Annotated in this window: 26 protein-coding genes and 1 pseudogene; 18 read left to right on the top strand and 9 right to left on the bottom strand. The window is 71.2% G+C overall.

The window, feature by feature from the left end; translation table 11 throughout:
- Positions 1–2: 2 nt before the first annotated feature.
- The gene (locus tag ACSHXC_RS33490) at positions 3–1,040 is read right to left on the bottom strand and encodes a LacI family DNA-binding transcriptional regulator (RefSeq protein ID WP_438296971.1); all 1,038 of its coding nucleotides are present in this window, start codon (positions 1,038–1,040) and stop codon (positions 3–5) included.
- Between the two features lie 159 nt (positions 1,041–1,199).
- On the opposite strand from ACSHXC_RS33490, the gene ACSHXC_RS33495 reads away from it, so the two are divergent.
- The 8 genes from ACSHXC_RS33495 (at position 1,200) to ACSHXC_RS33530 (ending at position 8,343) form a co-directional block, all read left to right on the top strand.
- Positions 1,200–2,153, top strand: a complete 954-nt coding sequence (locus tag ACSHXC_RS33495; RefSeq protein ID WP_438295104.1) for an ROK family protein — start codon at positions 1,200–1,202, stop codon at positions 2,151–2,153.
- A gap of 293 nt (positions 2,154–2,446) precedes the next feature.
- Entirely contained in the window at positions 2,447–3,742 is a 1,296-nt protein-coding gene (locus ACSHXC_RS33500) for an ABC transporter substrate-binding protein (protein ID WP_438295105.1), read from the top strand.
- Between the two features lie 69 nt (positions 3,743–3,811).
- Positions 3,812–4,726, top strand: coding sequence for a carbohydrate ABC transporter permease (locus tag ACSHXC_RS33505; RefSeq protein WP_438295106.1), 915 nt, complete (start codon positions 3,812–3,814; stop codon positions 4,724–4,726).
- Positions 4,723–5,646, top strand: coding sequence for a carbohydrate ABC transporter permease (locus tag ACSHXC_RS33510; protein WP_438295107.1), 924 nt, complete (start codon positions 4,723–4,725; stop codon positions 5,644–5,646). Before ACSHXC_RS33505 ends, ACSHXC_RS33510 begins: the two co-directional genes overlap by 4 nt.
- Positions 5,647–5,653: 7 nt before the next feature.
- Complete coding sequence (locus tag ACSHXC_RS33515; protein ID WP_438295108.1) at positions 5,654–5,857, top strand: hypothetical protein; 204 nt, start codon at positions 5,654–5,656, stop codon at positions 5,855–5,857.
- A complete protein-coding gene (locus tag ACSHXC_RS33520; protein ID WP_344373602.1) occupies positions 5,854–6,126 on the top strand; it encodes a hypothetical protein in 273 nt (90 codons plus the stop codon). The genes ACSHXC_RS33515 and ACSHXC_RS33520 overlap by 4 nt, the downstream gene beginning before the upstream one ends.
- Before the next feature lie 79 nt (positions 6,127–6,205).
- Positions 6,206–7,411 carry a T4 RnlA family RNA ligase gene (locus tag ACSHXC_RS33525; protein WP_438295109.1) on the top strand — a complete coding sequence of 402 codons (1,206 nt, stop codon included), beginning with the start codon at positions 6,206–6,208 and terminating at the stop codon, positions 7,409–7,411.
- An 8-nt stretch (positions 7,412–7,419) separates the two neighbouring features.
- Positions 7,420–8,343, top strand: coding sequence for an AAA family ATPase (locus tag ACSHXC_RS33530; RefSeq protein ID WP_438295110.1), 924 nt, complete (start codon positions 7,420–7,422; stop codon positions 8,341–8,343).
- Positions 8,344–8,355: 12 nt separating this feature from the next.
- On the opposite strand, the gene ACSHXC_RS33535 is transcribed toward ACSHXC_RS33530, so the two are convergent.
- Both ACSHXC_RS33535 and ACSHXC_RS33540 read right to left on the bottom strand, forming a co-directional pair.
- Positions 8,356–9,072, bottom strand: coding sequence for a 2OG-Fe(II) oxygenase (locus tag ACSHXC_RS33535; RefSeq protein WP_438295111.1), 717 nt, complete (start codon positions 9,070–9,072; stop codon positions 8,356–8,358).
- 125 nt (positions 9,073–9,197) lie between these two features.
- Entirely contained in the window at positions 9,198–9,374 is a 177-nt protein-coding gene (locus ACSHXC_RS33540) for a hypothetical protein (RefSeq protein ID WP_199827044.1), read from the bottom strand.
- Between the two features lie 244 nt (positions 9,375–9,618).
- On the opposite strand from ACSHXC_RS33540, the gene ACSHXC_RS33545 reads away from it, so the two are divergent.
- Positions 9,619–10,659, top strand: a complete 1,041-nt coding sequence (locus tag ACSHXC_RS33545; RefSeq protein ID WP_438295112.1) for an NUDIX hydrolase — start codon at positions 9,619–9,621, stop codon at positions 10,657–10,659.
- Here ACSHXC_RS33545 and ACSHXC_RS33550 read toward each other — a convergent pair.
- Together ACSHXC_RS33550 and ACSHXC_RS33555 are read right to left on the bottom strand one after the other, a co-directional pair.
- Positions 10,618–10,956 (bottom strand): annotated as a pseudogene (locus ACSHXC_RS33550) (MBL fold metallo-hydrolase); the annotation flags it as partial. The gene ACSHXC_RS33545 and the pseudogene ACSHXC_RS33550 overlap by 42 nt on opposite strands.
- A gap of 46 nt (positions 10,957–11,002) precedes the next feature.
- Positions 11,003–12,367: a dipeptidase gene (locus ACSHXC_RS33555; protein WP_438295113.1), complete on the bottom strand. Its 1,365-nt coding sequence runs from the start codon at positions 12,365–12,367 to the stop codon at positions 11,003–11,005.
- Between the two features lie 177 nt (positions 12,368–12,544).
- Here ACSHXC_RS33555 and ACSHXC_RS33560 point away from each other — a divergent pair, with 177 nt between their 5' ends.
- Positions 12,545–13,810, top strand: coding sequence for a geranylgeranyl reductase family protein (locus tag ACSHXC_RS33560; RefSeq protein WP_438295114.1), 1,266 nt, complete (start codon positions 12,545–12,547; stop codon positions 13,808–13,810).
- A gap of 40 nt (positions 13,811–13,850) precedes the next feature.
- Here the strand turns inward: ACSHXC_RS33560 and ACSHXC_RS33565 are convergent, their stop codons facing one another.
- Positions 13,851–14,585, bottom strand: coding sequence for a TNT domain-containing protein (locus ACSHXC_RS33565; protein ID WP_438296973.1), 735 nt, complete (start codon positions 14,583–14,585; stop codon positions 13,851–13,853).
- 352 nt (positions 14,586–14,937) lie between these two features.
- Between ACSHXC_RS33565 and ACSHXC_RS33570 the strand changes: the two genes are divergently transcribed.
- Genes ACSHXC_RS33570 through ACSHXC_RS33585 form a run of 4 tightly spaced genes read left to right on the top strand, consistent with a single transcriptional unit; the run spans position 14,938 to position 19,517 of the window.
- Entirely contained in the window at positions 14,938–16,281 is a 1,344-nt protein-coding gene (locus ACSHXC_RS33570) for an ABC transporter substrate-binding protein (protein WP_438295115.1), read from the top strand.
- A 31-nt stretch (positions 16,282–16,312) separates the two neighbouring features.
- Entirely contained in the window at positions 16,313–17,311 is a 999-nt protein-coding gene (locus tag ACSHXC_RS33575; protein ID WP_438295116.1) for a carbohydrate ABC transporter permease, read from the top strand.
- Positions 17,308–18,195, top strand: a complete 888-nt coding sequence (locus ACSHXC_RS33580; RefSeq protein WP_438295117.1) for a carbohydrate ABC transporter permease — start codon at positions 17,308–17,310, stop codon at positions 18,193–18,195. Before ACSHXC_RS33575 ends, ACSHXC_RS33580 begins: the two co-directional genes overlap by 4 nt.
- Before the next feature lie 11 nt (positions 18,196–18,206).
- Positions 18,207–19,517, top strand: a complete 1,311-nt coding sequence (locus ACSHXC_RS33585; RefSeq protein ID WP_438295118.1) for an alpha-glucosidase/alpha-galactosidase — start codon at positions 18,207–18,209, stop codon at positions 19,515–19,517.
- Between the two features lie 76 nt (positions 19,518–19,593).
- On the opposite strand, the gene ACSHXC_RS33590 is transcribed toward ACSHXC_RS33585, so the two are convergent.
- Complete coding sequence (locus tag ACSHXC_RS33590) at positions 19,594–20,049, bottom strand: nitroreductase family deazaflavin-dependent oxidoreductase (RefSeq protein ID WP_438295119.1); 456 nt, start codon at positions 20,047–20,049, stop codon at positions 19,594–19,596.
- A gap of 203 nt (positions 20,050–20,252) precedes the next feature.
- Between ACSHXC_RS33590 and ACSHXC_RS33595 the strand changes: the two genes are divergently transcribed.
- The 3 genes from ACSHXC_RS33595 to ACSHXC_RS33605 all read left to right on the top strand — a co-directional run bounded on the left by ACSHXC_RS33595 (position 20,253) and on the right by ACSHXC_RS33605 (position 22,996).
- On the top strand, positions 20,253–20,951 hold the full coding sequence (locus ACSHXC_RS33595) for a TetR/AcrR family transcriptional regulator (protein ID WP_438295120.1): 699 nt from the start codon (positions 20,253–20,255) through the stop codon (positions 20,949–20,951).
- A 120-nt stretch (positions 20,952–21,071) separates the two neighbouring features.
- Positions 21,072–22,334: a sensor histidine kinase gene (locus tag ACSHXC_RS33600; protein ID WP_438295121.1), complete on the top strand. Its 1,263-nt coding sequence runs from the start codon at positions 21,072–21,074 to the stop codon at positions 22,332–22,334.
- On the top strand, positions 22,331–22,996 hold the full coding sequence (locus tag ACSHXC_RS33605) for a response regulator (RefSeq protein WP_438295122.1): 666 nt from the start codon (positions 22,331–22,333) through the stop codon (positions 22,994–22,996). The genes ACSHXC_RS33600 and ACSHXC_RS33605 overlap by 4 nt, the downstream gene beginning before the upstream one ends.
- On the opposite strand, the gene ACSHXC_RS33610 is transcribed toward ACSHXC_RS33605, so the two are convergent.
- The gene (locus ACSHXC_RS33610) at positions 22,957–23,244 is read right to left on the bottom strand and encodes a DUF6332 family protein (protein WP_438295123.1); all 288 of its coding nucleotides are present in this window, start codon (positions 23,242–23,244) and stop codon (positions 22,957–22,959) included. The two genes, ACSHXC_RS33605 and ACSHXC_RS33610, sit on opposite strands and share 40 nt — an antisense overlap.
- A gap of 160 nt (positions 23,245–23,404) precedes the next feature.
- Between ACSHXC_RS33610 and ACSHXC_RS33615 the strand changes: the two genes are divergently transcribed.
- Complete coding sequence (locus ACSHXC_RS33615) at positions 23,405–23,809, top strand: MarR family winged helix-turn-helix transcriptional regulator (protein ID WP_438295124.1); 405 nt, start codon at positions 23,405–23,407, stop codon at positions 23,807–23,809.
- A gap of 57 nt (positions 23,810–23,866) precedes the next feature.
- Here ACSHXC_RS33615 and ACSHXC_RS33620 read toward each other — a convergent pair whose 3' ends face one another.
- Entirely contained in the window at positions 23,867–25,081 is a 1,215-nt protein-coding gene (locus tag ACSHXC_RS33620) for an MFS transporter (protein ID WP_438295125.1), read from the bottom strand.
- Positions 25,082–25,457: the final 376 nt, after the last annotated feature.

Consider the following 25,457-nt stretch of genomic DNA (forward strand, 5'->3'; position numbering starts at 1 on the left):
GGCTACGCGTCCACGGGCGGCGGGATCTCGCCCGAGCCGCGCTGGATCAGGACGGTGGGCAGTTCGACGCGGGTGGGCGTCTCGTCGGCGCCGTCGAGCCGCCGGAAGAGCAGCTCCGCCGCCGTACGGCCGAGGGTGGCGGCGTCCTGCGAGATGACCGTGATGCCGAGCAGGTCGGCCAGTTCGATGTCGTCGAAGCCGACCAGAGCCACCGGGCGCTCGCGGCCCGCCAGGACGCGTACCGCCGTGACCGTCACCCGGTTGTTGCCCGCGAACAGCGCGGTGACCGCGTCCGGGCCCGCCAGCATCGACTCGGCGGCCGCGCGTACGCGCTCGGGGGAGGTCGAGCCAAGCGACACCCACGATTCGTCGACCGGCAGATCCGCGTCCGCCATCGCCGCGTGGTAGCCGCGCAGTCGCTCGGTGGCCGTGTGGATGCGGGGCTGGTCGCCGATGAAGCCGATCCGCCGGTGACCCTGAGCGATGAGGTGGGCCACGCCCGCGCGGGCGCCGCCGAAGCTGTCGGACAGGACCACATCGGCGTCGATCCGACCGGCCGGGCGGTCCACGAACACCGTCGCCACGCCCGCCTTTATCTCCGGTTCGAGATAGCGGTGGTCGGACCCGGCGGGGATCACGATGAGCCCGTCGACCCGGCGGGCGCAGAACGCGAGGACCAACTCCTGCTCGCGGTCCGCGTCCTCGGCGCTGGAGCCGTTGATGAGCAGCGCCCCGTGCTCCCGCGCGACCTCCTCCACGGCCCGGCTGAGCGGCCCGTAGAACGGGTCCGCGAGGTCTTCGAGGACCAGGCCGATCGAGGCGGTACGGCCCTTGCGCAGCACCCGCGCACTGTCGTTGCGGCGAAAGCCCAGCGCCTCGATGGCCTCCTGCACCCGGCGCTCGGTGTCCGGGGTCACCCCGGGCTCGCCGTTGACCACCCGGGACACCGTCTTGAGGCCGACACCGGCACGCGCGGCGACATCCTTCATCGTCGGACGGTTGCCGTAGCGGGGCTCGTGGTGGCGGGCATTCTCGGCCACAGTGCACAGTCCTGTCGTCGTCGGGAGCCGTCCGGCGCGGTCGAGTGCCATAACGGTGTGTGTGGCGTCGAGCATAGGCCCTGGACAACGTTGTCACATGCATGGAGACTCTCATCTTGACCTGCCGTTACCCGCCCCTCACCAGGAGATCCGACCTCGATGCACACCGACCTCGTGGCCGCGCTCGACATCGGCGGCACCAAGATCGCCGGAGCCCTGGTGGACGCCGACGGCCGGCTGCTCGTCCGCGCCCAGCGGCCGACTCCCGCCCATGAGGACGGCGACACGGTGATGCGGGCGGCCGAGGCGGTCCTCGCCGAGCTGGCCGGATCCCCGCTGTGGGAGCGTACGAGCGCGGTCGGCATCGGCAGCGCCGGGCCCGTGGACGCGTCGGCGGGCACGGTCAGCCCCGTCAACATCCCCGGATGGCGCGGCTTTCCGCTGGTCGAGCGGGTGCGCGCGGCCACCGGCGGCCTCGACGTCGAGCTCGTCGGCGACGGCGTCGCGATGACCGCCGCCGAACACTGGCTCGGCGCGGCCCGCGGCCACGACAACGCGCTGTGCATGGTCGTGTCGACCGGCGTCGGCGGCGGGCTCGTTCTCGGAGGCAAACTGCACCCCGGCCCCACCGGCAACGCGGGCCACATCGGCCACATCAGCGTCGACCTCGACGGCGACGCCTGCCCGTGCGGGGCGCGCGGCTGCGTGGAACGGATCGCCAGCGGCCCCAACATCGCGCGCCGAGCCCTGGAGAACGGCTGGCGCCCCGGCCCCGACGGCGACACCTCGGCCGCCGCCGTCGCCGCGGCCGCACGGTGCGGCGACCCGGTCGCCGTCGCCTCCTTCGAGCGTGCGGCCCAGGCCCTGGCGGCGGGCATCGCCGCGACAGCGACGCTGGTCGAGATCGAGATCGCGGTGATAGGCGGGGGAGTGGCCGGCGCGGGAGATGTCCTCTTCACCCCGCTGCGCCGGGCCCTGCGCGACTACGCCACGCTCTCCTTCGTCCAGCGCCTCACCGTCGCGCCCGCGCTGATGGGCACGGACGCGGGTCTGGTGGGGGCAGCGGCGGCCGCTTCCGCGCGATGGTCGGACACGGCGGCGTTGCTGAAGTGACTGCTCCGACGTTTCTGCCGGCGGAGCCAAAAAGGGGCAAGGTGGGACGACTTCACGCTCCCGTCAACCGGTCGGCAGCGGCGAGCGTTTCCGGTAGGGCTTGTTGAAGTCTGTTGGGTGAGAAGCGGTAACGGTTGCTCGGCTTTGCGTCAAAACCCTTGACGACGCCCTGACTTGGGGGTGTGATCCAAGCCTCGCGTTGGGTTGTGTTGGGTTGCACCCCGGAGGAGGGGGACATGGCGCAGTCATCGTTCAACGGTCCTGTTAGGCCCAAAAGCGTGGCAGGACATCGGATGTCCCGGCGGAGTCTTCTGCGTGGTGCGGCGATCGGAGCCGGGGCGGTCGCGCTGCCCTCGCTGCTCGCGGCGTGCGGCAGCGGGCCCGGCGGGGACACCAAGACGATCCGGATGGGCTCGAATTCCTCGGACGCCGTCCCCAAGAAGGCATTCGCCGACGCGTTCGCGGCGTACGAGAAGCAGTCCAAGGAAGGCCGCAAGATCAAGGTCAACACCGTTGACCACAACACCTTCCAGGAGAACATCAACCGCTATCTGCAGGGCAAGCCGGACGACGTCTTCATGTGGTTCGCGGGCTACCGCATGCAGTTCTTCGCACAGAAGGGCCTGCTGTACGACATCAGTGACCTCTGGTCGGGCTTCCAGGGCTTCTCCGACGCGCTCAAGGCGCAGTCGACCGGCGCGGACGGCAAGCAGTACTTCGTGCCGTACTACTACTACCCGTGGGCGGTCTTCCACCGCGCGAGCGTCTTCAAGCAGCACGGGTACACGGCGCCCAAGACCTTCGACCAGTACGTCGAGCTGGCCCGGCAGATGCAGAAGGACAAGCTCGATCCGATCGCGTTCTGCGACAAGGACGGCTGGCCCGCCATGGGCACGTTCGACTATCTCAATATGCGCACCAACGGTTACGACTTCCACAAGTCGCTGATGGCTGGCAAGGAGGCGTGGACCGACAAGCGCGTCAAGGACGTCTTCGACAGCTGGCGCCGCATCCTTCCGTACTGCCAGCAGGGCGCCAACGGGCGCACCTGGCAGGAGGCCGCGCAGAGCCTCCAGAAGAAGCAGTCGGGCATGGCGGTGTTCGGACTGCCGCACGTGGGCCAGCAGTTCCCGAAGGAGGACCAGGGCGACATCGCGTTCTTCCCGTTCCCCGAGATCAACCCGCAGTACGGCCAGGACGCGGTCGAGGCCCCCATCGACGGCTTCCTGCTCGCCAAGAACGCCAAGGAGCTGAAGAACAAGCAGTCCATGGAGAGCGCCAAGGACCTGCTCAAGTGGCTCGCCACCCCCCAGGCGGAGGACGTCTACCTCGCGGGCGACCCGAACAACATCGCCGTCAACTCCGGGGCGGACACCGCGAAGTACAGCCCCCTGCAGAAGAAGGCGGTCGAGCTGGTTTCCGGGGCCAAGCAGATCTCGCAGTTCCTGGACCGCGACACCCGTCCCGACTTCGCCTCCACGGTGATGATCCCGGCCATCCAGAAGTTCATCGGCAACCCGAAGGACGTCGACGGCCTCGTCAACGACATCGAGCGGCAGAAGAAGTCCATCTTCGCCACCGAGGGCTGAGAGCCCGGGCCCGAGAGCCCAGCGCTCCTCCAACTGACCGACATTTGCTTCGACTTGGAGTACTCAGCCGTGGCGCTCATCACCGCGCGGCGCGGAGGACGGCGGGGCCCCGGGCGGTTCACCGCCCGCGACCTCGTCGTCCTCGGCGTGCTGCTTGGCCTGCCCGTCCTGCTCGACATCGCCATCGTGTGGGGCCCGACCCTCGCCTCCGTCGTCCTGTCCTTCACCAGCTGGGACGGCATCGGCGACATCAAGTGGGTCGGCACGCGGAACTACACCGACCTGTTCACCAACTACCCGCCGTTCTGGCCGGCGGTCCGGCACAACCTGATGTGGCTGGGCGTACTCGGCTTCGTGGCAACGCCGTTCGGGCTGCTGCTCGCCGTGCTCATCGACAGGGGCGTGCGGTTCAGCCGCTTCTACCAGTCGACGCTGTACATGCCGGTCGTCCTCTCGCTGGCCGTCGTCGGGTTCATCGCCCAACTGGTCTTCTCCCGCGACCAGGGAGCGCTCAACGCCGTGCTCGGCAACAGGAGCGACCCGACCGACTGGCTCGGCGACCCGAACCTGAACATCTGGATGATCCTGCTGGCCGCGGCCTGGCGGCACACCGGCTACGTGATGATCCTCTACCTGGCGGGGCTGAAAGCCGTCGACCCCTCGCTCAAGGAGGCCGCGGCCATCGACGGCGCCGACGAGCGCCAGATCTTCTTCCGGGTCGTCTTCCCGACGCTCCGCCCGGTCAACGTCATCGTCGGCGTCATCACGGTCATCGAGTCGCTGCGCGCCTTCGACATCGTGTACGCCGTCAACCACGGGCGCAACGGCCTCGAAGTGCTCTCGGTGCTCGTCACCGACAACATCATCGGCGAGGCCAGCCGCATCGGCTTCGGCTCGGCGATCGCCGTGGTGCTGCTGACCGTCTCCCTCGGGTTCGTCATCACGTACCTGGTCCAGGAGATCCGAGGGGAGAAGAACCGATGACCACGCACACCGCGCCCGCGCCCCAGACTGCCGCCCCGGCGACGGCCCCCGCCGCCCGCCGGCGCCGGGTACGCCCGAGCCGCCTGGGGGTGCACGCGTTCCTGATGGCGGTCTCGCTCGCCTTCCTCGCACCGCTGCTGCTCGCCGTGTACGCGTCGCTGCGCCCGTACGAGGAGACCTCGCGCGACGGATACTTCTCGCTCCCCAAGCACCTCTCCTTCGCCTACTACAAGCAGGCGTTCACCGACTCGGGCATGACGAAGTACTTCGTCAACACCCTGATCATCGCGGTGCCGGGCGTGATCCTCGTCCTGTTCTTCGCCGCGTTCGTGGCCTTCGCCGTCTCACGCCTCAAACTCCGCGGCGGCATCGTCCTGTTGATGCTGTTCACGGCGGGCAACCTGCTGCCCCAGCAGGTGATCGTCACGCCCCTGTACGTCGTGTTCAACCGCATCCCGCTGCCGTACTGGATGTCCGACTCGATGACCCTGTTCGACTCGTACTGGGCCGTCATCGCCGTCCAGGTCGGCTTCCAGATCGGGTTCTGCGTCTTCGTGCTCGCGAATTTCATGCGCACCCTGCCGCAGGAGATCCTGGAGGCGGCGATCGTCGACGGCGCGGGGGTGTGGACGCAGTACTGGCGCATCACCCTGCCCCTGTGCCGCCCGGCTCTCGCGGCGCTGGCAACGCTCCAATTCACCTGGATGTACAACGACTTCCTGTGGGCCCTGGTCTTCATGTCCGACGGCGACAAACTCCCCATCACCTCGGCGCTGAACAACCTGAGGGGCCAATTCTTCACGGACTACAACCTGCTGGCGGCGGGCTCGGTGATCGTCGCGCTCCCGACCCTGATCGTGTTCCTGCTGCTGCAACGCCACTTCATCGCGGGGCTGACGTTGGGATCCAGCAAGGGATAGAGCCCAGTTGACGGTTCGTCAGGGTGGCGGCCCGGCCGGGAAGCCGGTCGGGCTCGTCGTCCCCACGACCGGCCGTCCAGGCCGGCTCAAGCAGCAATCCAGCGCCCCTCAAGGCGTACGCCAGAAGGTCTGCGGCCTCAAGCAGATACGCGCCTGCTACCGCCCGGCCGTCGCACGGGCCGTCGCAGCCCGGCCCTGGAGTCCGCCATGACCGTCGAACTGCACGTCGCCACCGCTCTCCTGCACGACATCGACTCGGCGCGCAACCCGCTGCCCGGCCGTGAGGTCGCCCGGCGGACGAGTCCCGTGAACCCCACCGTCACCATCCTCGATCTGGAGACGGCCGACGCGCCCGAGGGGGCCGCGCTCATGGACCCCATTTTCCAGCGCACCGGGTTCCACGACATACGCATCACCGAGATCCGCTGGTACGACCGGGACGGCTACTTCATCGCGCCCAGCATCCCGCTCGCGGCCTGAGCGCTGATCGAAATTCCCTCGCCCCGCCGGTCGGGATCGGTCAAGCTGCAGGTGACAGCACCCTTCCCTGGAGCAAGCAGTGATCGACCTCGACCGTCTTGTCCCGCCCGCAGGCCTCGCCGCCGCCATCGACGCCGGCCATGTCGTCCGCAAGGTGCACCCCGAACTGCCGCTCTCCATCTACTCGTACACGAGGGCGTGCCAGTACGCGCAGGCGTGGGACGAGGTGACCACGCGCTGCCGCGGGCTCGTGGTCGACGACCTGAGCGGGACGGTCGTCGCGCACTGCCTGCCCAAGTTCTTCAACGTCGGCGAGCACACCCACGGCCGCCCCTACGCGCCGCCGCTGCCCGACGAGCCGTTCGAGGTGTACGACAAGGTCGACGGCTCGCTCGGCATCGCCTTCCACTACGAGGGCCGCTGGCGGGTCGCCTCCCGGGGCTCGTTCACCTCGGAACAGGCCGCCTGGGCGACCGCCTGGCTGCAGGGGCGGGACACGACGGCGCTGCGGCCCGGCGTCACCTACCTCGCGGAGATCCTCTACCCCGAGAACCGGATCGTCGTCGACTATGGCAGCCGCCGCGACCTCGTGCTCCTCGCCGCGTACGACGCGACGGGCGAGGAGATCGGTCTTTCCCGGGCCGCCGAGGACTGGGCGCCGGTCGGCTCGGTGGCGCGCACGTGGCCCGCGATGCCGCTCGCCGAACTTCTCGCGCGCGCCGAGTCCAACGTCCACGCCGACGGCCGCGAGGCCACCGGCACGGACGCCGAGGGCTATGTCCTGCGGTACGCCTCAGGCCTCCGGGTCAAGGCCAAGATCAGCGAGTACGTGCGGCTGCACAAGGTGCTCACCGGCATCACCGAGCGGGACATCTGGCGCTTCCTCGGCATCCGCCGGTTCGCCGGCGAGGACCCCAAGCGGGTCGCCCAGGCGCTGGGCTGCGCGCCCGGCGAGATCGCGGAACTCACCGCGGACGGCGCCGACCCGCTGGAAGCTATGCTTCAGCAGGTCCCCGACGAGTTCGACACCTGGGTGCAGAGTGTGGCGGCGCGCCTGGACGGGCAGGCCGCCGAACTGGCCCGTCTCGCCGCCGAGCACTTCGGCGAGATCGCCCGACTCGGCCAGGACCGGGGCGCGTTCGCCCGCGCCGCCCAGCAGATCCAGGACCGCACCGTACGCGTGGCCGTGTTCCAGCTGCTCGACGGCCGCGGCATCGACCTCATGATCTGGCGGTCCGTCAAGCCGACGGCCGCCGACCCGTTCACGAACGACGAAGAAAGCTGAACTGTTCCATGCCCACCGTGCACGTCATGACCGGACTGCCCGCCTCTGGCAAGACCACCGCCGCCCGCAAGCTCGTGGCGGACTCCGACGGCCAGTGCCGCCGCGTCAACCTCGACGACCTGCGCGGCATGTTCGACAACGCGGGCGAAGGGCGGGAGCGGTCGTACACCGCCGAGCAGAGCGTCCTCGCGGTCCAGGACGCCGCCGTGCGCGAGACGATCGCCGCCGGATTCGACGTCGTGGTCGACAACACGCATCTGACCCCGAACATCCCCAAGCGCCTCAAGGCCGCCGTTGCGGGCCGGGCCCGGTTCGTCGTGCACGACTTCACGGACGTGCCCGTCGAGGAGTGCCTGCGCCGCGACGCGGCCCGCGCCAACCCCGTCGGCGAGGACATCATCCGCCTGCTCGCCGACAAGCACGCCAAGGCCGTCCGCAACGGGTGGCGGCTCACCGACGCCTGGATGAACGACACCGTCGTCCTCGCCGAGGTCGAGCCGTACACCCCGGACGAGACCCTGCCCAGCGCGGTGATGTGCGACATCGACGGCACGCTCGCGATCAACCTCAACCGCAACCCGTACGACTTCGCACGCTGCGAGCAGGACGGCCTCAACGGGTCCGTCCGCGACGCGCTGACCGGCTTCCGGCAGGCACACGGGGACAGGATCGTGCTGCTCTCGGGCCGGGGCGAGGAGTTCCGGCCGCAGACCGAGGCCTGGCTCGCCGCGCACGACGTGCCGTACGACGAGCTGTGGATGCGGCCGGCCGGCGACGGGCGGCGCGACGACCTGGTGAAGGCCGAGCTGTTCGACGCGCATGTCCGTCACCGGTTCAACGTTCGTGTGAGCCTCGACGACCGCGACCGGGTCGTTGCCGTCTGGCGGCGCATGGGCCTGCCCACCTGGCAGGTCAACTACGGTGACTTCTGAGGGAGTTCGCCCTCAGGCCGCATCGTGGAAGACGAGGCCGAGGGTGCGGCGGTGGCCGGTGCGTACGGTGCTGACGCCGTGCCGCACCGGCGCCGCCGACCAGCCGCGCCGGGAGGCCACCGGCCGGTCCCGGGTGGTGAAGACCAGCCCGTGGCCCTGCGGAATCAGGGTCGCGGTGCCCCGCGACTGGGCCCGCGGCCGCTGCTCCACGAGCAGGAACTCGCCTCCGGTGTAGTCGGTGCCGGGCGCGTCCAGGCCGACGACGACCTGGAGCGGGAAGACCGCCTCGCCGAACACGTCGCGGTGCAGGGCGTTCCAGTTACCGGGTCCGTACCGCAGCAGGATCTGCGCGCATCTGGCCTGCCCGGCCTCGTGGCACCGGGCCAGCCACTCCTCAAGGGTGTCCGGCCACGGTGCGGGCCGGCCAAGCCGCTCGGCCCAGTCGCGGGCGATGGGCAGAAGGAGTGGGTAGAAGGCCGCGCGCAGTTCACGCACCACATCCGGCAGCGGCTCGGCGAAGTAGTGGTACTGCCCGGATCCGAAGCGGTAGCGCGCCATGTCGACCGTCGCCCGGAACCGGTCGGCCCGGTCGTACGCGTCGGCCAGTGACCGGCACTGGGCCGCGGTGAGGAGCCGGTGGGTCGGCGCGCAGCCGTACTCGTCGAGTTCCTCGACGATCTTCGGCCAGTCGCCCGCGCTCACGCGGTCGGCCGTGCGGGTGGTTGACATGGGGACCCTCCGGTGTGCGGGGCACAGGGTTCGTGCCCGGACGGTGCAACACATCAAGGGTCACGCCGTTCGCCCGCGCCGACCGGCGGAATTCGGACGTGGCGCTGAGGGCGGGCGCCGCGGCGTCAGCCGACCGGTTCCGGCACCGGGCGGGTGACGACGACCAGGAAGGCGTCGCTCTCCAGGTCCATCACGACCTCGGCCGCGAGCCCTTCGTTCCTGCGGTCGCGTGCGAACTCCTCGGCCGGCCAGTGGCCGCGCGGGCCGCCCGCGGGAAAACGTTCCAGTACCGTACGACGCATTTCGTCGCACCCCCTTGTCGTCTCTTCTGGCACCCGCACAACGACGTCTCGGCCGTCGGCGTTACGGCCCCCCGTGGCCGGTGCTCGTACACCAAGACGCCGCACAGGGCCCGAAGGTCGCGCCCCGCAGGCAACGGCCCGGCCACAGTTGGGTACGCGATCAAGGACGGCCACAGCCGGGGCGCGGGTTTCCGTGGCAGGGTGTTGCGGGCAGTCCACTGGGGGCTACCGAAGAGGGGGAACCGTGATCGTCTGGGTCAACGGTGCGTTCGGCGCGGGCAAGACCAGCACCGCGCGCGAGCTGATCGACCTGATCCCGAACAGCACGTTCTACGACCCCGAGGTGATCGGCGGGGCACTGCGGCACCTGCTGCCGCAGAAGATGCTCGACCAGGTGACCGACTACCAGGACCTGCCGATCTGGCGGCGTCTGGTGGTGGACGGCGCGGCCGCGCTGCACGCCGAGGTCGGCGGTGTGCTCGTGGTGCCGATGACCCTGCTGAGGCAGGAGTACCGGGACGAGATCTTCGGTGGGCTCGCGGCCCGCCGCATCCCTGTACGCCATGTGGTCCTCACTCAGGAGGAAACGATCCTGCGGGCGCGTATCGCGGCCCGGGTGGAGTTCCCCGACGACCCCGAGGCCGACGAGCAGCGCGTGCGCAAATGGGCGTACGAGCACATCGAGCCCTTCCGGCGGGCGCTCGGCTGGATCGCCGCCGACGCGTACACCGTCGACAACAGCGCGCTCACCCCGCGCGAGAGCGCCGAGCGAATAGCCGACGCGGTCCGCTCCGGAGCGGCCCGCGTGTGCGAGATCGTGCAGACCCCCGAGCCCACCGCCGAGACGCTCGCCGCCGGGGTGCTGCTCTTCGACGACCAGGACCGGGTGCTCCTGGTCGACCCCACCTACAAGCCCGGCTGGGAGTTTCCCGGTGGTGTCGTCGAGCGCGGCGAGGCCCCGGCCAGGGCCGGCGTCCGCGAGGTCGAGGAGGAACTCGGCGTCCACCTCGACCGCGTACCGAGGCTGTTGGTGGTCGACTGGGAACCGCCCAGGCCCCCCGGGTTCGGCGGCCTGCGGATGCTCTTCGACGGCGGCCGGCTCGACAGCGCGCGGGCCGGGCAGGTGCTGCTGCCCGGCGCCGAACTGCGCGGCTGGCGCTTCGTCAGCGAGCAGGAGGCCGCGCAGCTGCTGCCGCCCGCCCGCTTCGAGCGGCTGCGCTGGGCGCTGCGGGCGAGGGAACGGTCAACCGTGCTCAACCTGGAGGCCGGAGTCCCGGTCGGCTGAGGCCTGCATGACCGCCGCCGCGTTCTCGGCCAGCGGGTCGCCGTGCCCGAAACAGACGGTGTCCGCGCCGAGACCGGCAAGTCGGCGGAACGAGGCGAGCGCCCGCTCCCGGTCGGTGTTGAACACGCCCACCATCACCCGGCCGACCCCGGCCACACTGTCGCCCGTGAACAGCACGCCGTGGCGCGGCAGATGGACCGACATCGAGCCGTCGGTGTGACCGGGGGAGTGGACGACGACCGCGCCGTCGCCGAAGCCCAGCGCCTCCCCGTCGCCCACCTCGCGATCCACCCGGGTACGCTCTGGGCGATGTCCGCCGAGCGCGAACCTCAAAGGGAAAGGCTCAACTCCGCTTGGATTCCGCGTAGTTGACCAGGAAGTGCGCTTCCGCGACCGACAGGCGCTCCAGCTCCTCGGGCGACACGCTCTCGTTCACCGCGTGGATCTGTGCCTCCGGCTCGCTGAGGCCGATCAGCAGGATCTCGGCCTGCGGGTACAGCGCCGCCAGGGTGTTGCACAGCGGGATCGAGCCGCCCATGCCCGAGGACTGCATCTCCTCGCCCGGGTAGGCCACCGCCATCGCCTCGGCCATCGAGGTGTAGGCCGGGCTGTTGATGTCCGCGCGGAACGGCTGGCCCTGGCCGACCTGCTCGAAGCTGACCCGGGCGTTCCACGGGACGTGCTTCTCGATGTGCGCGTAGAGGAGCTTGGTCGCCTCGGCCGCGTCCTGGCCGGGCGGCACCCGCAGGCTGATCTGGGCGCGGGCGCTCGCCGGGATCGACGGCGTGGCGCCGGCCACCGGGTGGCAGTCGATGCCGATGACCGTGACGGCCGGGCGGGCCCAGATGCGGTCGGCGACCGTGCCGGTGCCGGGCAGCGACACCCCGTCGAGGACCTTGGCGTCCTGGCGGAACTCCGCCTCCGGGTACTGCAGCCCGTCCCACTCGGAGTCCGCGGCCAGGCCCTCGACGACCGTCTGGCCGTGCTCGTCCCGCAGCGAGTCCAGTACGCGGATGAGCGCGGCCAGCGCGTCCGGGGCGGCGCCGCCGAACTGACCCGAGTGCAGATTGCCCTCAAGGGTGTCGATCTGGACGCGGATCATGGTCATGCCGCGCAGCGTCGCCGTCACCGTGGGCAGGCCGACCCGGAAGTTGCCGGTGTCGCCGATGACGATCGCGTCGGCGACGAGCAGCTCGGGGTGCGCCTCGGCGTACTGCTCAAGGCCGCCGGTGCCCTGCTCCTCCGAACCCTCCACGATCACCTTGACGGAGACGGGCACGCCGCCGTTCGCCTTCAGGGCCCGCAGCGCGAGCAGGTGCATGATGAACCCGCCCTTGCAGTCCGCGGCGCCGCGCCCGTACCAGCGGCCGTCGCGCTCGGTCAGCTCGAACGGGGGCGTCACCCACGCGGACTCGTCCAGCTTGGGCTGCACGTCGTAGTGCGCGTAGAGCAGCACCGTCGGCGCGCCCGCCGGGCCGGGCAGCAGCCCGTACACCGACTGCGAACCGTCCGGGGTGTCGAGCAGGGCGACGTCCTGGAAGCCCTCGGTGCGCAGCGCGTCGGCCACCCAGTTCGCGGCGGCCTCGCACTCGCTCTTCGGCGCCACCGCCTCGTCCGCCACCGATTGGAACGCGACCAGCTCCGTGAGCTCCGTCTTGGCGCGGGGCATCAGCGACGCGACGGTCTCGGCGATCGGATGGGCGGTCATGGGCACGCTCCTCGTGGGTGCGACGTTGTATGTACAGATACGCAGGTGCACGTGTGTGTACAGCGAAGGTATGGCCGATCCTCCCACAACGGGCCAGGACGGGAGGGCGGGGCTACTGCCCCGTAGGATGCGGTCGTCAGCAGGGGCCACTGGTCGGACGGGGAGCAAAGGCACATCGTGAGCAGCGAGAACGCAGACGCCGGGACGGACGGACCGCTGGAGGAGCAGCAGGGCGAGACCGCCGCCGAAGCGGTGACCGGACCGGGTGCGGGGCCCGTCTGGGATGTCGTCGTGGTCGGCGCCGGCCCCGCGGGAGCCTCGGCCGCGTACGCGGCGGCGGCCGCCGGGCGCAAGGTGCTGCTCCTGGAGAAGGCCGAGCTGCCCCGCTACAAGACGTGCGGCGGCGGCATCATCGGCCCCTCGCGCGACGCCCTGCCGCCCGGATTCGAGCTGCCGCTCCAGGACCGGGTGCACGCGGTCACCTTCTCCCTCAACGGGAAGCTGACGCGCACCCGACGCTCCAAGAAGATGCTGTTCGGCCTGATCAACCGGCCGGAGTTCGACGCGGGCCTGGTAGCCATCGCCGAGAAGGAGGGCGCCGTGATCCGTACCGGCGTCACCGTCTCCAAGGTCGAGCAGCACGGCTCGGCCGTCCCCGACCGGCGCACCGTCGCCGTGGTCCTCTCCGACGGGGAGACCGTGCTGGCCCGCGCCGTCGTCGGCGCCGACGGCAGCGCCAGCCGCATAGGGGCCCACGTCGGCGTGAAGACCGAGCAGGTCGACCTCGGCCTCGAAGCCGAGATCCCGGTGCCGCCGAGCGTCGCCGAGGACTGGGCCGGGCGGGTGCTCATCGACTGGGGGCCGATGCCCGGCAGTTACGGCTGGGTCTTCCCCAAGGGCGACACCCTGACCGTCGGCGTGATCTCGACGCGCGGCGAAGGCGCCGCCACCAAGCGCTATCTGGAGGACTTCATCGCCCGGCTCGGCCTCGCGGGCTTCGAACCGGCCGTCTCCTCCGGGCACTTGACGCGCTGCCGCAGCGACGACTCGCCGCTGTCCCGCGGCCGCGTCCTGGTCTGCGGTGACGCGGCGGGCCTCCTTGAGCCGTGGACGCGGGAGGGCATCTCCTTCGCGCTCCGCTCGGGCCGCCTCGCCGGCGAGTGGGCGGTGCGCATCGCCGAGTCGCAGGATGCCGTCGACGCGCGCCGCCAGGCGCTGAACTACGCGTTCGCCATCAAGGCCGGGCTCGGCGTCGAGATGGGGGTCGGCCGCCGGATGCTCAGCCTCTTCGAGAAGCGCCCGCTGCTGCTGCACGCCGCGATCACCGGATTCCGGCCCGCGTGGAAGGCCTTCGCCGACATCACCCGCGGCGCCACCACCCTGGCCGGTCTGGTGCGCACGCACCCGATGGCCCGGCGGGCCCTGGACGCCGTCGACCGCTGACCGGCACGGGCCGGGGCCGTCCGCCCCGGCCCGGTCGGCCTCAGCGAATGCCCGCGAGCGCGCTCGCCGCGGCCGCCGGGTTGGTCTCGGCCTTCAGATAGCCGTGGGCGAGCAGCCACTTGACGTTGAGCGACTGGCCCTGGCCCGGGTCGAGCAGCGCCGGGTCCAGCTTGACCTGCCGGCCACCACCGGGCTGGTCGAACCAGGGCGCGATCCGGCCCTGCCACACGGTGAACGACTTCACGACCTCGTAGGCGTGATAGGCACACGGGTAGGCGGCCTCGCGGGTGATCAGGCTCTGCGGGGGCAGCGCCCGCTCGCTGTAGCGGGCCCCCGCCGGGGCGAGGAAGGAGCCGTACTCGGAGCCGAACCGGTCCAGGTCCTCGCCGACGCGCAGCGCGACCGCGTGCTTGTCCGGGGTGCCGTCGGGGCGGTTGGCGAACCCGTCGTTCGGCGGATACTTCCAGGACCCGGCGGTCGTGTCCCAGAACGTGGCCAGGAACGTCTGCGGGGTGAGGTGCCCGGTGCGGTGGTAGCCGAGGACCAGCGGCCCCACCGGCCCGTTCCAGGGGCGGGGCAGGTACTGCGGGCCGAGCCGTTCGTCGCCCTGGTACGTGCCGGAGCACGCGGCCGGATGCTGGGCCGTGAGGGCCGGCGCCGCACCGCCGTCCGTGGCCGCCTGCGCGGTACCGGTGCCTATCAGCGCGGTGGCGGCGAGGGCCGCGAACGCCGTACCGACGAGAACGCGCAGTCTGCGCAGGGGTTTCACCGAGATCCTCCTCAGAGATGATGAGTCATCACATCTACTGGGAAGGAAGTGACTTGTGGGTCCCCGGTCGCAAGTTCGGCCGAATAGAGGCCGGTCGGGGGCCGGATCGGGACCGTTGCGCACGGCCCCGGCGACCCCATCCGGCGGAGCACCCCAACGACACGGCTCCGGGCTCTTGACGCCTGGCGGCAGAAGGCGCTTTCATCCAGCCAGTGGCCCGGACCGTGGCTTGGTCCGGCACCGCGAGAGGTGCGCCCAGCCGACAAGGCCCCGACCGGGGTCCTGGGACCGGCCCGAGTCGCCAGGATCCGACCCCGGGTCCGAGGCGGGGACGTACCCGCGAGGGATGGAGCGGATCATGCCCGCCGGCCCGGATCACTCCACCGCCCCTTCGTCCCACAGAGCGCCGGACCGCCGCGCGCTGCTGCGGGCCGGAGCGGGCTGCGCGGTGGCTGCCGTCGCCGCACCGGCCCTCGCGGCCTGCGGCTCCGCCGAGGGCGTCGCCGCGGACGGCACCGTGACGGTCGAGCTCTGGCACGGCCAGACCGACACCTCGAAGAAGGCGATCGAGGCCCTGGTGGCCGAGTTCAACCGCACCCACGCCAAGATCCATGTCGATACGGGTGGCGGGGCGACTTCGGACGTGATGCTCCAGAAGGTGACGGCCGCCCTTGCCTCGGGCTCCTACCCGGACATCGCCTACGTCTTCGGCTCGGACATCGCGAGCATCGCCCGCAGCCCCCGCGTCGTCGACCTCACCACGGCCATGCGCGGTGGGCCCGTGCCCTGGACCGACTACTGGCCCTCGCTGCGGGACGCGGTGACCGTCAACGGCAAGGTGCGCGCCGCGCCCTCCCTCGTCGACTCCATGGCGGTCGTCTGCAACAAGACCCTGTTCAGGCGGGCGGGCCTTCCGCTGCCCCAACCCGGCTGGAAATGGGACGACTTCATCGACACCGCCCACAAACTCACCGACGCCTCCAAAGGCGTCTTCGGCACCGGCTGGCCCGGCGTCGGCGACGAGGACACCACCTGGCGGCTGTGGCCGATGGTGTGGGACCTCGGCGGGGAGATCATCGGGCCGGGCGGCAAGAGCATCGGCTTCGCCGACCAGGGCCGCCGCGCCCTGGAGACCATCGCCTCGCTCGTCTCGGGCAAGAGCGTCTACATAGACCCCAAGCCGGGCAGCGCCCAGATGTACCAGGTCTTCCTGTCCGGACGCATGGGCATGGTGATGGGTGGCCCCTGGACGCTGGCGGACATCATCACCGCGAAGGTCGACTACACGGTGGTGCCGCTGCCCTCCTTCAGCGGCCGGCCGGTCACCATCTCGGGCCCCGACACCTGGACCGTCTTCGACAACGGCTCCGCACGCTCGAAGGCCGCCGTCGAATTCGTCCAGTGGCTCATCGCGCCCGAGCAGGACGTCAAGTGGGACATGGGAGGGGGAAGCCTGCCGCTCAGCGCGGAGAGCGCACGCCTGCCCACGTGGGCCGAGCACTCCGCGAAGACCGTGGGGCTCCCGGTGTTCACCAAGGCCCTGGAGTCGGCGCGAGTGCGGCCCGTGCACCCGGCGTATCCGCAGATCTCGCAGGCGTTCGGCGAGGCCGTCGTCGCGATCCTGCTGGGGCGTTCCTCCCCGGACAAGGCCATGCGCCAGTGCGTCGAGAAGGCCGACGCCGCCCTGCTGATCCCGCGCTGAAGCCGACCCCGTGACCAGAAGGGTCTGAGAGATGAGAAGTACTGGGCCGCGGACTCCCCGCCCGCTCACGCTCGACCCGACCCCGGCCGCCCGCGCCGCCAGGCGCCGCCGGGCGCGCGGCGAGACCGCCACCGCCTGGGCCTTCATCAGCCCGGCCGTCCTGGTGATCCTCGGACTCAGCGTCGTACCGCTGCTGTGGTCGCTGCTGCTCTCGTTCCGCGCGGACGACCTGGTCACGCCGGGCCGCTGGGTCGGGCTCGACAACTACCACGCCCTCAGCAAGGACCCGGCGTTCCGCACCGCCGTGAAGAACACCCTGATCTACGCGGGCGTCTACGTACCGCTGAGCCTGGCCGGCGGGCTCGCGCTCGCCCTCGCGCTGAACCGGCGCATCCGGCTCGTCGGGCTGTACCGCACGCTGGTCTTCATCCCGTTCGTGATCTCCGCCACCGCCCAGGGCGTGCTGTTCTCGTTCATCTTCGACCCCGAGTTCGGCGTTGCCAACGCCCTCCTGCACCACATCGGCGTCTCCCCGCAGGGCTTCCTCTCCGACCCCGGCCAGGCGCTCTACGTCCTGCTGCTCATCTCGCTGTGGAGCGGCATCGGCTTCTGCGTCATCGTCTACCTCGCCGCCCTCCAGGACGTGCCCGCCGAACTCGTCGAATCGGCGCGCCTCGACGGGGCGAACCGGGCGCAGGTGCTGCGCCACGTCACCCTGCCCTCGCTCACCCCGGTCACGGTGTTCCTGGTCCTGTGGCAGTTCATCATCGCCCTCCAGGTCTTCGACCTCGTGTACGTCACCACCAAGGGCGGCCCCCTCGGCGCCACCACCGTCATCGTCTACTTCGTCTGGGAGCAGGCCTTCCAGAACTTCACCGCCGGATACGGCGCCGCGGCCGCCTACGTCCTCGCGATCGGCCTGGTCGCGGCGGCCATCGTGCTGCGCCTGTACCGGCGCCACCGGGAACGTACGGGAGCAACTCCCGTACGGGGAGCGGGCGTTGCTCAACCGGAAGGAGCGGGCCGATGACCGCGCCCACGATGGCCCAGGGGGCGGCCGCCTCCGTCAGCGCCCCCGCCAGCCGCGCCACACGGCGCCGCCGGCTGCCGTTCAGCCCCTGGCACCTGCTCCTCGCGCCGCTCTCGATCGGCTTCGCGCTGCCGCTGGTGTGGCTGATCCTCAGCTCCGTGATGAGCGACGCGGAGATCAACCGGTTCCCGCCCGCGCTGTGGCCGCACGGCATTCACCTCGGCGGGTACCGCTACGTCCTCGGCAACGCGATGTTCCCGCGCTGGTTCCTCAACTCGTGCATCGTCGCGTCGGTGGCCGTCACCTCGAACCTCGTGCTCGGGGCGCTCGGCGGCTACGCCTTCGCGCGGATGCGGTTCGCCGGGTCGCGGCTGCTGCTCGGGCTGATGCTCGCGACGATGGCCGTGCCGTTCCAGCTGACCATGATCCCGACGTTCCTGGTGATGAAGTGGCTCGGGCTCATCGACACGCTCGGCGCGCTGATCGTGCCCTCCCTGGTCACACCGTTCGCGGTGTTCCTGTTCCGGCAGTTCTTCCTGTCCCTGCCCAGGGAACTGGAGGAGGCGGCCTGGATCGACGGCTGCTCGCGACTGCGGGTGCTCGTCTCGATCGTGGCACCGCTGGCCCGCCCGGCGCTGGCCACGGTGGCGGTGCTCACCTTCCTGGCCACCTGGAACGACCTCTCCTGGCCGCTCATCGCCATCAACCACGACGCGCACTACACCCTGCAACTGGGCCTCACCACCTTCCAGGGCCAGCACCACACCAAGTGGTCCGCGGTCATGGCGGGCAACGTGGTCACGGTCCTTCCGGTCCTCCTCGCGTTCCTGTTCGCGCAGAAGACCTTCATCCAGTCGCTGACGTCGAGCGGGCTGAAGGGGTGAGGGAGCGCGCCATGACCGAGACCAGGATCGCCTTCATCGGCGCGGGCAGCGTGGAATTCACCCAGGGCCTGCTCGCCGACCTGTTCGCCTTCCCCGAGTTCGCCCGTGCCCGCATCGCGCTCCACGACATCGACCCCGAACGCCTCGCCACCAGCGAGGCGGCGGCCCACCACATCGCGGCCGAGCTCGGCGCGGCGCCGCTCGTCAGCGCCCACCCGGAGCGGCGCGCGGCGCTCGACGGCGCCGACTTCGTCATCAACACCGTCCAGATCGGCATGAACCAAGCCACCCGCACGGACTTCGACATCCCGGCCCGCTACGGGCTGCGCCAGACCATCGGCGACACCCTCGGCATCGGCGGCATCTTCCGCGCCCTGCGCACCTTCCCGCTGCTGCGTTCGCTCGCCGCCGACATGGCCGAACTCTGCCCGCACGCCCACCTGCTGAACTACACCAACCCGATGGCCATGAACCTGCTCTATCTGCACCGGGTGGCCCCCGCGCTGCGGGCGGTGGGCCTGTGCCACTCCGTGTACTGGACGATGCACGACCTGTCCGAGCTGACAGGCACACCCTTCGAGGAGGTCTCCTACCTCGCCGCCGGGGTCAACCACCAGTCCTGGGTGCTGCGTTTCGAACGCGCCGGCCAGGATCTGTATCCGCTCCTCGACGAGGCCATCACCAAGAACCCCGAACTGCTTCGCCGGGTACGGGTCGACATGTACCGCAGACTCGGCCACTACCCGACCGAAACCAGCGAGCACTCCTCGGAGTACGTGCCCTGGTATCTGCACCACGACGCGGAGATCGACCGGCTGCGTCTGCCGGTCGGCGTCTACCTCGACATCGTCGAGGGCAACCTCGCCACCTACGCCCGCACCCGCGACGCGCTGGCCTCGGGGCGGCCGCTGCCGGTGGAGGGGACCATGGAGTACGCCCCGCAGATCATCCACAGCATCGTCACCGGCACACCGCGCACCGTCTACGGCAACGTCCCCAACCACGGCCTGATCGACAACCTGCCCGCCGACTCGGTCGTCGAAGTCCCGTGCCTGGTCGACGCGTTGGGGGTGCAGCCCACCAGGATCGGCGCTCTGCCGCCGCAGTGCGCGGCGCTCAACCGCGCCTATATCTCGGTGAACGACCTGGTGGTGCGGGCCGCCGTGCTGGGTGAGCCGCGCCATATCCGGCATGCCGCGATGAGTGATCCGGCGACCGCCGCGACGTTGCCCGTCGAGCGGATCTGGGACCTGTGCGACGACCTCGTACGGGCCCACGAGCCCCTGCTGCAACCGGAGTTGAGGGTCTTGCTCGGGCATTGAGTGCCGGGCGGTGAGTTCCGGGCGCCGGGTTCCGGACGCGAGGGCCTGGGGGAGGGGCCGGGAGGAAAGGGCGGGATCACTGGGTCATGGTGATGCGGAAGACGGGGTGGTCGGGGGCGATCCGGCGGAGCTCCTCGTCGCTGGAGTCGGGGCCGACGCCGTTGAAGAAGACGCCGACCTCGGCCTTCCAGCGCTTGAGGTAGGCGCGCAGGAGGGCGGGCTTGTCGTCGTCGGAGACCTCGACCGCGGTGAACGCCTCGGCCTTCTTGCCGAGGTGCAGCTCGCCGCCGCCGGCCGCCCGCATGTTGTGCGTCCACTGGACGTGCCCGCGCGGAGCCACCAGGTACTGCCCGCCCTCGTAGGTCATCAGGTTGACCGGGGTGCGCCGCCACTCGCCGCTCTTGCGGCCGCGGACGGCGAGGACCCGGGAGCCCCAGACGCTGAGCCCGCGCCGGGTCAGCCAGGCGACGGACCGGTTGAGGACGTTGACCGTGAACCAGCCGGGCTTCTTGACGTGTGCGGATGCGGACATGGTGTGTCTCCCCTGGGGGTGAGTGGGCGGGCGGTTCGCCGGCGAGCGGATCGTGGGCGAGAGCGGTGCTCTCGTTCGTGAGCAGTGTGCACCGAAGCGGAGCTCCAAAGCAAGAGCGGTGCTCTCATAAATGTGCGGCGATCCGATTCCAGTGCGGCAGTCGCGTTCTTGGCCACTGCTCTCGTGGCTGGCAGACTGGGGTCATGAGCACCGTCCAGGGAGCCCGCGCACGGGCACGTATCGAAGTCACCGCGGCCATCAAGGACGAGGCCAGAAAGCAGCTGGCCGAGGAAGGCGCGACGAAGCTCTCGCTCCGTGCCGTCGCCCGCGAGCTCGGCATGGTCTCCTCGGCCCTCTACCGGTACTTCCCCAGCCGAGACGACCTGCTGACCGCCCTGATCATCGACGCCTACGACGCCGTCGGCGAAGCAGCGGAGCACGCCCTCGCCAAGCAGCGCAAGGCCGCATCGCCCGCCGCCCGCTGGACCGCCGTCTGCCGGGCCGTGCGCGCCTGGGCCCTGGCCCACCCCCACGAGTTCACCCTGATCTACGGGTCGTCCGTCCCCGGCTACACGGCCCCCCAGGAGACCGTCGGCCCCGCAGCCCGCGTCGGGCTCGTCCTCGTCTCCATCGCCCGCGATGCCCACCAGGGCAAGGGCATCGCCCCGCCGCCGCTCGCCGCGCCGCTGCGCGCCGAGGCCGAGCGGATGGCCGCCGACTTCGCCCCCGACCTGCCTCCGGCGGTGGCTGTCGCCCTGGTCGCGGCCTGGGCGCAGCTCTTCGGCCTCATCCTGTTCGAGGTGTTCGGCCAGTTCCAGCGGGTCGTCGAGGACCGTGAGCCGTTCTTCACGCACGCCGCCGAGCAGCTGGCTCGTTCGGTGGGTCTGGTGCTGCCCGGATAGCCCGGCACTCCCTGCGCGGCCCGCATACTCGGCGCGCAGCCCGGTACTCCCTGCGGAGTACGTGTGATCACCTCGCACGGCTGACGCCCCGGCCGCCGGGGCCGGTCTAGCGTGGCCGGTATGGAAGAGCAGCAGTCACCGCGCGCCGCCGGCCGCGGCGGTCCGCCCTGGCGTCAGGAGGGGCCGCCGCCCTTCGTGCGGCGCTGGGTGCAGGGGCCCGACGACGAGGACCGGCCCGGTCCCCGGCTGCCGTGGCTGTCGACGGCCGCGCTCACCGTGTTCGTCCTGGTCGGCTCCCACTTCGCCGAGCACTCCCGGGCGGGTCGGGCCCCGCTCGACACCTTCGCCCATGTGCTCCTCGTCGCCGGTTGCGCGGTGCTCCTGATCCGCCGGCGCCACCCCGTCCTCGCGGTCTTCGCCGCCTCGGTGGCCGCCATGGTCTACCTCGGTGCCGGATATCCCTACGGCCCGGTCTTCCTGCCCGTCATGGTCGGCTGCTTCGCCGCGGTCATCGCCGGATACCGCCGTCAGGCCTGGGGCGCGATCGCCATGCTCTGGCTGGGGCACCTGCTCGTCGCGCACTGGCTCTACCGCTGGCTGCCGCCGGCGGGCGACTCCGCCGCGCCCTGGGGGCAGGAAGTGGGCGTGGCCGCCTGGGCGGTGGCGATCGTCGCGGTCGCCGAGCTCGTGCGCGTACGAAGGGAGCAGTGGGCCAGGGAGCGCGCCGGGCGGGCCGCGGCGGCGAAACGGCGGGCCGACGAGGAGCGGCTGCGGATCGCCCGTGAACTGCACGACGTGCTCGCCCACAGCATCTCCGTCATCAACGTCCAGGCAGGCGTCGGCCTGGCCCTGCTCGACTCCGACCCCGAGCAGGCCCGCACCGCGCTGACCACCATCAAGTCCGCGAGCAAGGAGGCGCTCGGCGAGGTGCGCCAGGTCCTGGAGACGCTGCGCGCGCCGGGCGAGGCGCCACGCTCCCCGGCCCCCGGCCTGGACCGGCTCCCCGAACTCGTCGAGCAGGCCGCGAGCGCCGGACTCACCGTCGAGACCACGACCACCGGCAAGCCCGAGGCCCTTCCGCCCGGCACCGATCTGGCAGCCTTCCGCATCGTGCAGGAGGCTCTCACCAACGTCGTACGCCACTCCGCCGCGCGCATCGCGCGGGTGGCGGTCGGCTACGAACCCGGCGCCCTGGTGCTGTGCGTCGACGACGACGGACCGCCGTCCGGCGGGGACGCCGGCGGCAGTGGCAACGGCTTGATCGGCATGCGGGAGCGGGCCGCCGCGCTCGGTGGCACCATCGACGCGGGGCCGGTCCCGTCCGGAGGCTTCCGCGTGACCGCCCGGCTGCCGCTGGCCGCCCACCCGAAGGAGACCCCTTGATCCGCGTACTGCTCGCCGACGACCAGCTCCTGGTGCGCGCCGGGTTCCGGGCGCTGCTCGGTGCCCAGGCCGACATCGAGGTGGTGGGGGAGGCCGCCGACGGAGAGGAGGCGCTGGGCCTGGTGTGCCAACTGCGGCCGGACATCGTCCTGATGGACATCCGGATGCCCCGGCTCGACGGCCTCGCCACCACCCGCCGGATCACGTCCGACCCGGATCTGGCCGCCGTGAAGGTGGTCATGCTCACCACCTTCGAGCTCGACGAGTACGTCTTCGAGGCGATCCGCGCCGGTGCCTCCGGCTTCCTGGTGAAGGACACCGAGCCGGAGGAACTGCTGCGCGCGGTCCGGGCCGTGGTCGACGGCGACGCGCTGCTCTCGCCCGGGGTGACCCGGCGGCTGATCGCCGAGTTCGCCGCGCGCTCCAAGGAGCCGGCCGTCGCCGACACCCTGGCCGAACTCACCGAGCGTGAGCGGGAGGTGATGGCTCTGGTCGGCATCGGGCTGTCCAACGAGGAGATCGCCCGCCGCCTCGTCGTCAGCCCGCTGACCGCGAAGACCCATGTCAGCCGGGCGATGGTGAAGCTCGGCGCCCGTGACCGGGCCCAACTGGTCGTTCTGGCCTACGAGTCGGGTCTGGTGCGCCCCGGCTGGCTGGGCTGACGCGGGCCACGGCCGGCCCCGTACGGAAAGCGCCACAGGACGTGCACGGTCCGCCAGACGAAGACGACGAGGGCGCAGCCACCGCCGATCAGCAGCAGCACCCGCCGCAGGGCGTGCGGGAGTTCGAGGGCGTAGCCGGAGCCGCCGATCGCGCCGAACACCACGCCGGCCGCGAACAGGGCACTGACCAGCGCGTATCCGATCTCGATCGTGATGGCGTCCCGCTCGGCCCCACTCCGTGTCCCCATGCGCGAAGTCTCACAGCAGGGGCGGCCGGTGGGCAACCATCACCCACCGGCCGCCCCTCCCCCCGGTGCTTGCGTGGCCGAGATTACCTGTGCGCGCATTGAATGCGAGTGCATTTAATGCCGATGCAACAAAAGTGCCCGGCTCTGCTACCGTGCCGACATGGCAGCTGAGAAGACCGAGCGCCTGCTCGTGGCGGAATGGCGGGAGCTCCTCGCGCTTCACGCGCGCACCACGTGCGAACTGGACCGTGAGCTCCATGCGTACGGGCTCGGCGCGAGCGACTTCGAGGTCCTGGACGTCCTGGCCGAGGGGCGCGAGGAGGAGCCGCGCTGCGCGTTCCGCGTGCAGGAGCTGGCTTCGCGCATTCACCTCAGCCAGAGCGCGCTGTCCCGCCTGGTCGGCCGCCTGGAGAAGGACGGCCTGGTCACGCGGGGGATGTGCAGCGAGGACCGGCGCGGGGTGAGTGTGGCGATCACCGAGTCCGGCCGGTCCCGCCACGCCGAGGTGCTGCCGCTCCAGCGCGCGGTGCTCGCCCGGATGCTGGGGGGCCGGGCCGCACGGTAGGTCTTGGACCGCCGTGACGTGAACTGCCTTGCCGGGATGGCGAGTTGAGGCTTCGGCTCAGGCCTGCGACGCCGTCGCGTGCCGTGCGGTGTAGCCGATCAGTGCGGCGCCCGCGGCCAGGACCGCGACCGTGGTCAGGGCGACCGGCAGCGACGACCACTCGGCGAGCAGCCCGATCGCGGGCGGCCCGAGCAGCATGCCGCCGTAGCCGAGCGTGGAGGCCGCGGCCACCCCGCCGGGCCCGGCGAGCGCTCCCGCCCTCGCGACGGCGACCGGGAAGATGTTGGCGAGGCCCAGGCCCATCACGGCGAAGCCGGCAAGGGCGAGCCATACCGTCGAAGCGAGCGCGCCCAGCAGCATTCCGGCACTGGCCGTGAGCCCGCCCGCGACCAGCGTGCGGGTCTGGCCGAGCCGTTCGAGCAGCGCGGTGCCCGAGAGTCGGCCGGCCGTCATGGCCAGGGCGAACAGCGAGTAGCCCACGGCCGCGACGCCGGGTGCGGCGGACAGGTCCTGCTCCAGGTGCAGCGCGCCCCAGTCCGCCATCGCGCCCTCGCCGTAGGCCGTGCAGAGCGCGATCACGCCGAAGAGCAGCACCAGGCGCCGGGCCCGTCCGTCGAGCCGGCGCCCCTGGGTGTGGGGCGTGCTCGCGTGCACCGGCGCCGGATGGCGAAGCAGCACCCGCCCGGCCGGCGCGGTCACCACGAGGCCGCCCCCGGTCAGGGCCAGCAGGTGCGCGGTGGGGGAGAGGGTGGATGCGACCAGCGCGCCGACGCCCGCGCCGACCATTCCGCCGAGGCTGAACGCAGCGTGGAAACTCGGCATCACCGGGCGGCGCAGCGCCGCGACCAGGTCCACGGCCGCGCTGTTCATCGCCACGTTGATGCCGCCGTACGCCGCTCCGAACACCAGCAGCACCAGGCCGAGCGCGAGTGCGGAGTGGGTCTGTGGCGGCAGCGCGATGGCCAGCGCCATCAGAGCGCCGCAGACGACGGTCACCGGATGGCTGCCGAACCGGCGGCACAGCCGGCCGGTCAGCACCATCGTCACCACCGCCCCGGCCGAGACGCCGAGCAGGGCGAGCCCCAGCTCGCCCGCGGAGGCCCCGGTCTGCTGCTTGATCGCGGGAATGCGGACCACCCAGCCGGCGAAGAGGAAGCCGTCGAGGGCGAAGAACACGGTCAGGGCGGTGCGGAGGCGGGACAGGGAGGGTGCGGCGGTGTGTTCACCAGGTCCCCCCGGAGCGGCCGTCCGGACTTTGTTTAGTAGCGGCACAAACTCAGGATAGGGGTGGTGGGGCGGGTGCATCAACCGGTTGGGGGCGGCGCGTTCCCCTTCGGGGGTGGGGGGGGGCTTCGACTGCGGGCCGTGTGTGGCTGATCGCCAGTTCCCCGCGCCCCTAGAGGGGGTGCGGTTCGGGCATCCCAGGGCGCGACCCGGACCCGCCGCCCCTTGGTCTGCGGACCGTAGGTGGTGCTCGCGCAGTTCCCCGCGCCCCTGGCAGGGTTGGTGCTGGCCCGCACCGGGGCATTTCAGCCTGTCATGCGGGTCCCCCCTGGCCCTTAAGGCCTTGGGGGAGTTTGAGGACGAGCGCCCTTGAGGCGCGAACGGGGTCTGGGGCGGAGCCCCAGGAGACCCGGCTTCCCCTTTT

Origin of the sequence: Streptomyces sp. HUAS TT7 (genome assembly GCF_051550175.1) — a bacterium.
Lineage (GTDB): Bacteria > Actinomycetota > Actinomycetes > Streptomycetales > Streptomycetaceae > Streptomyces.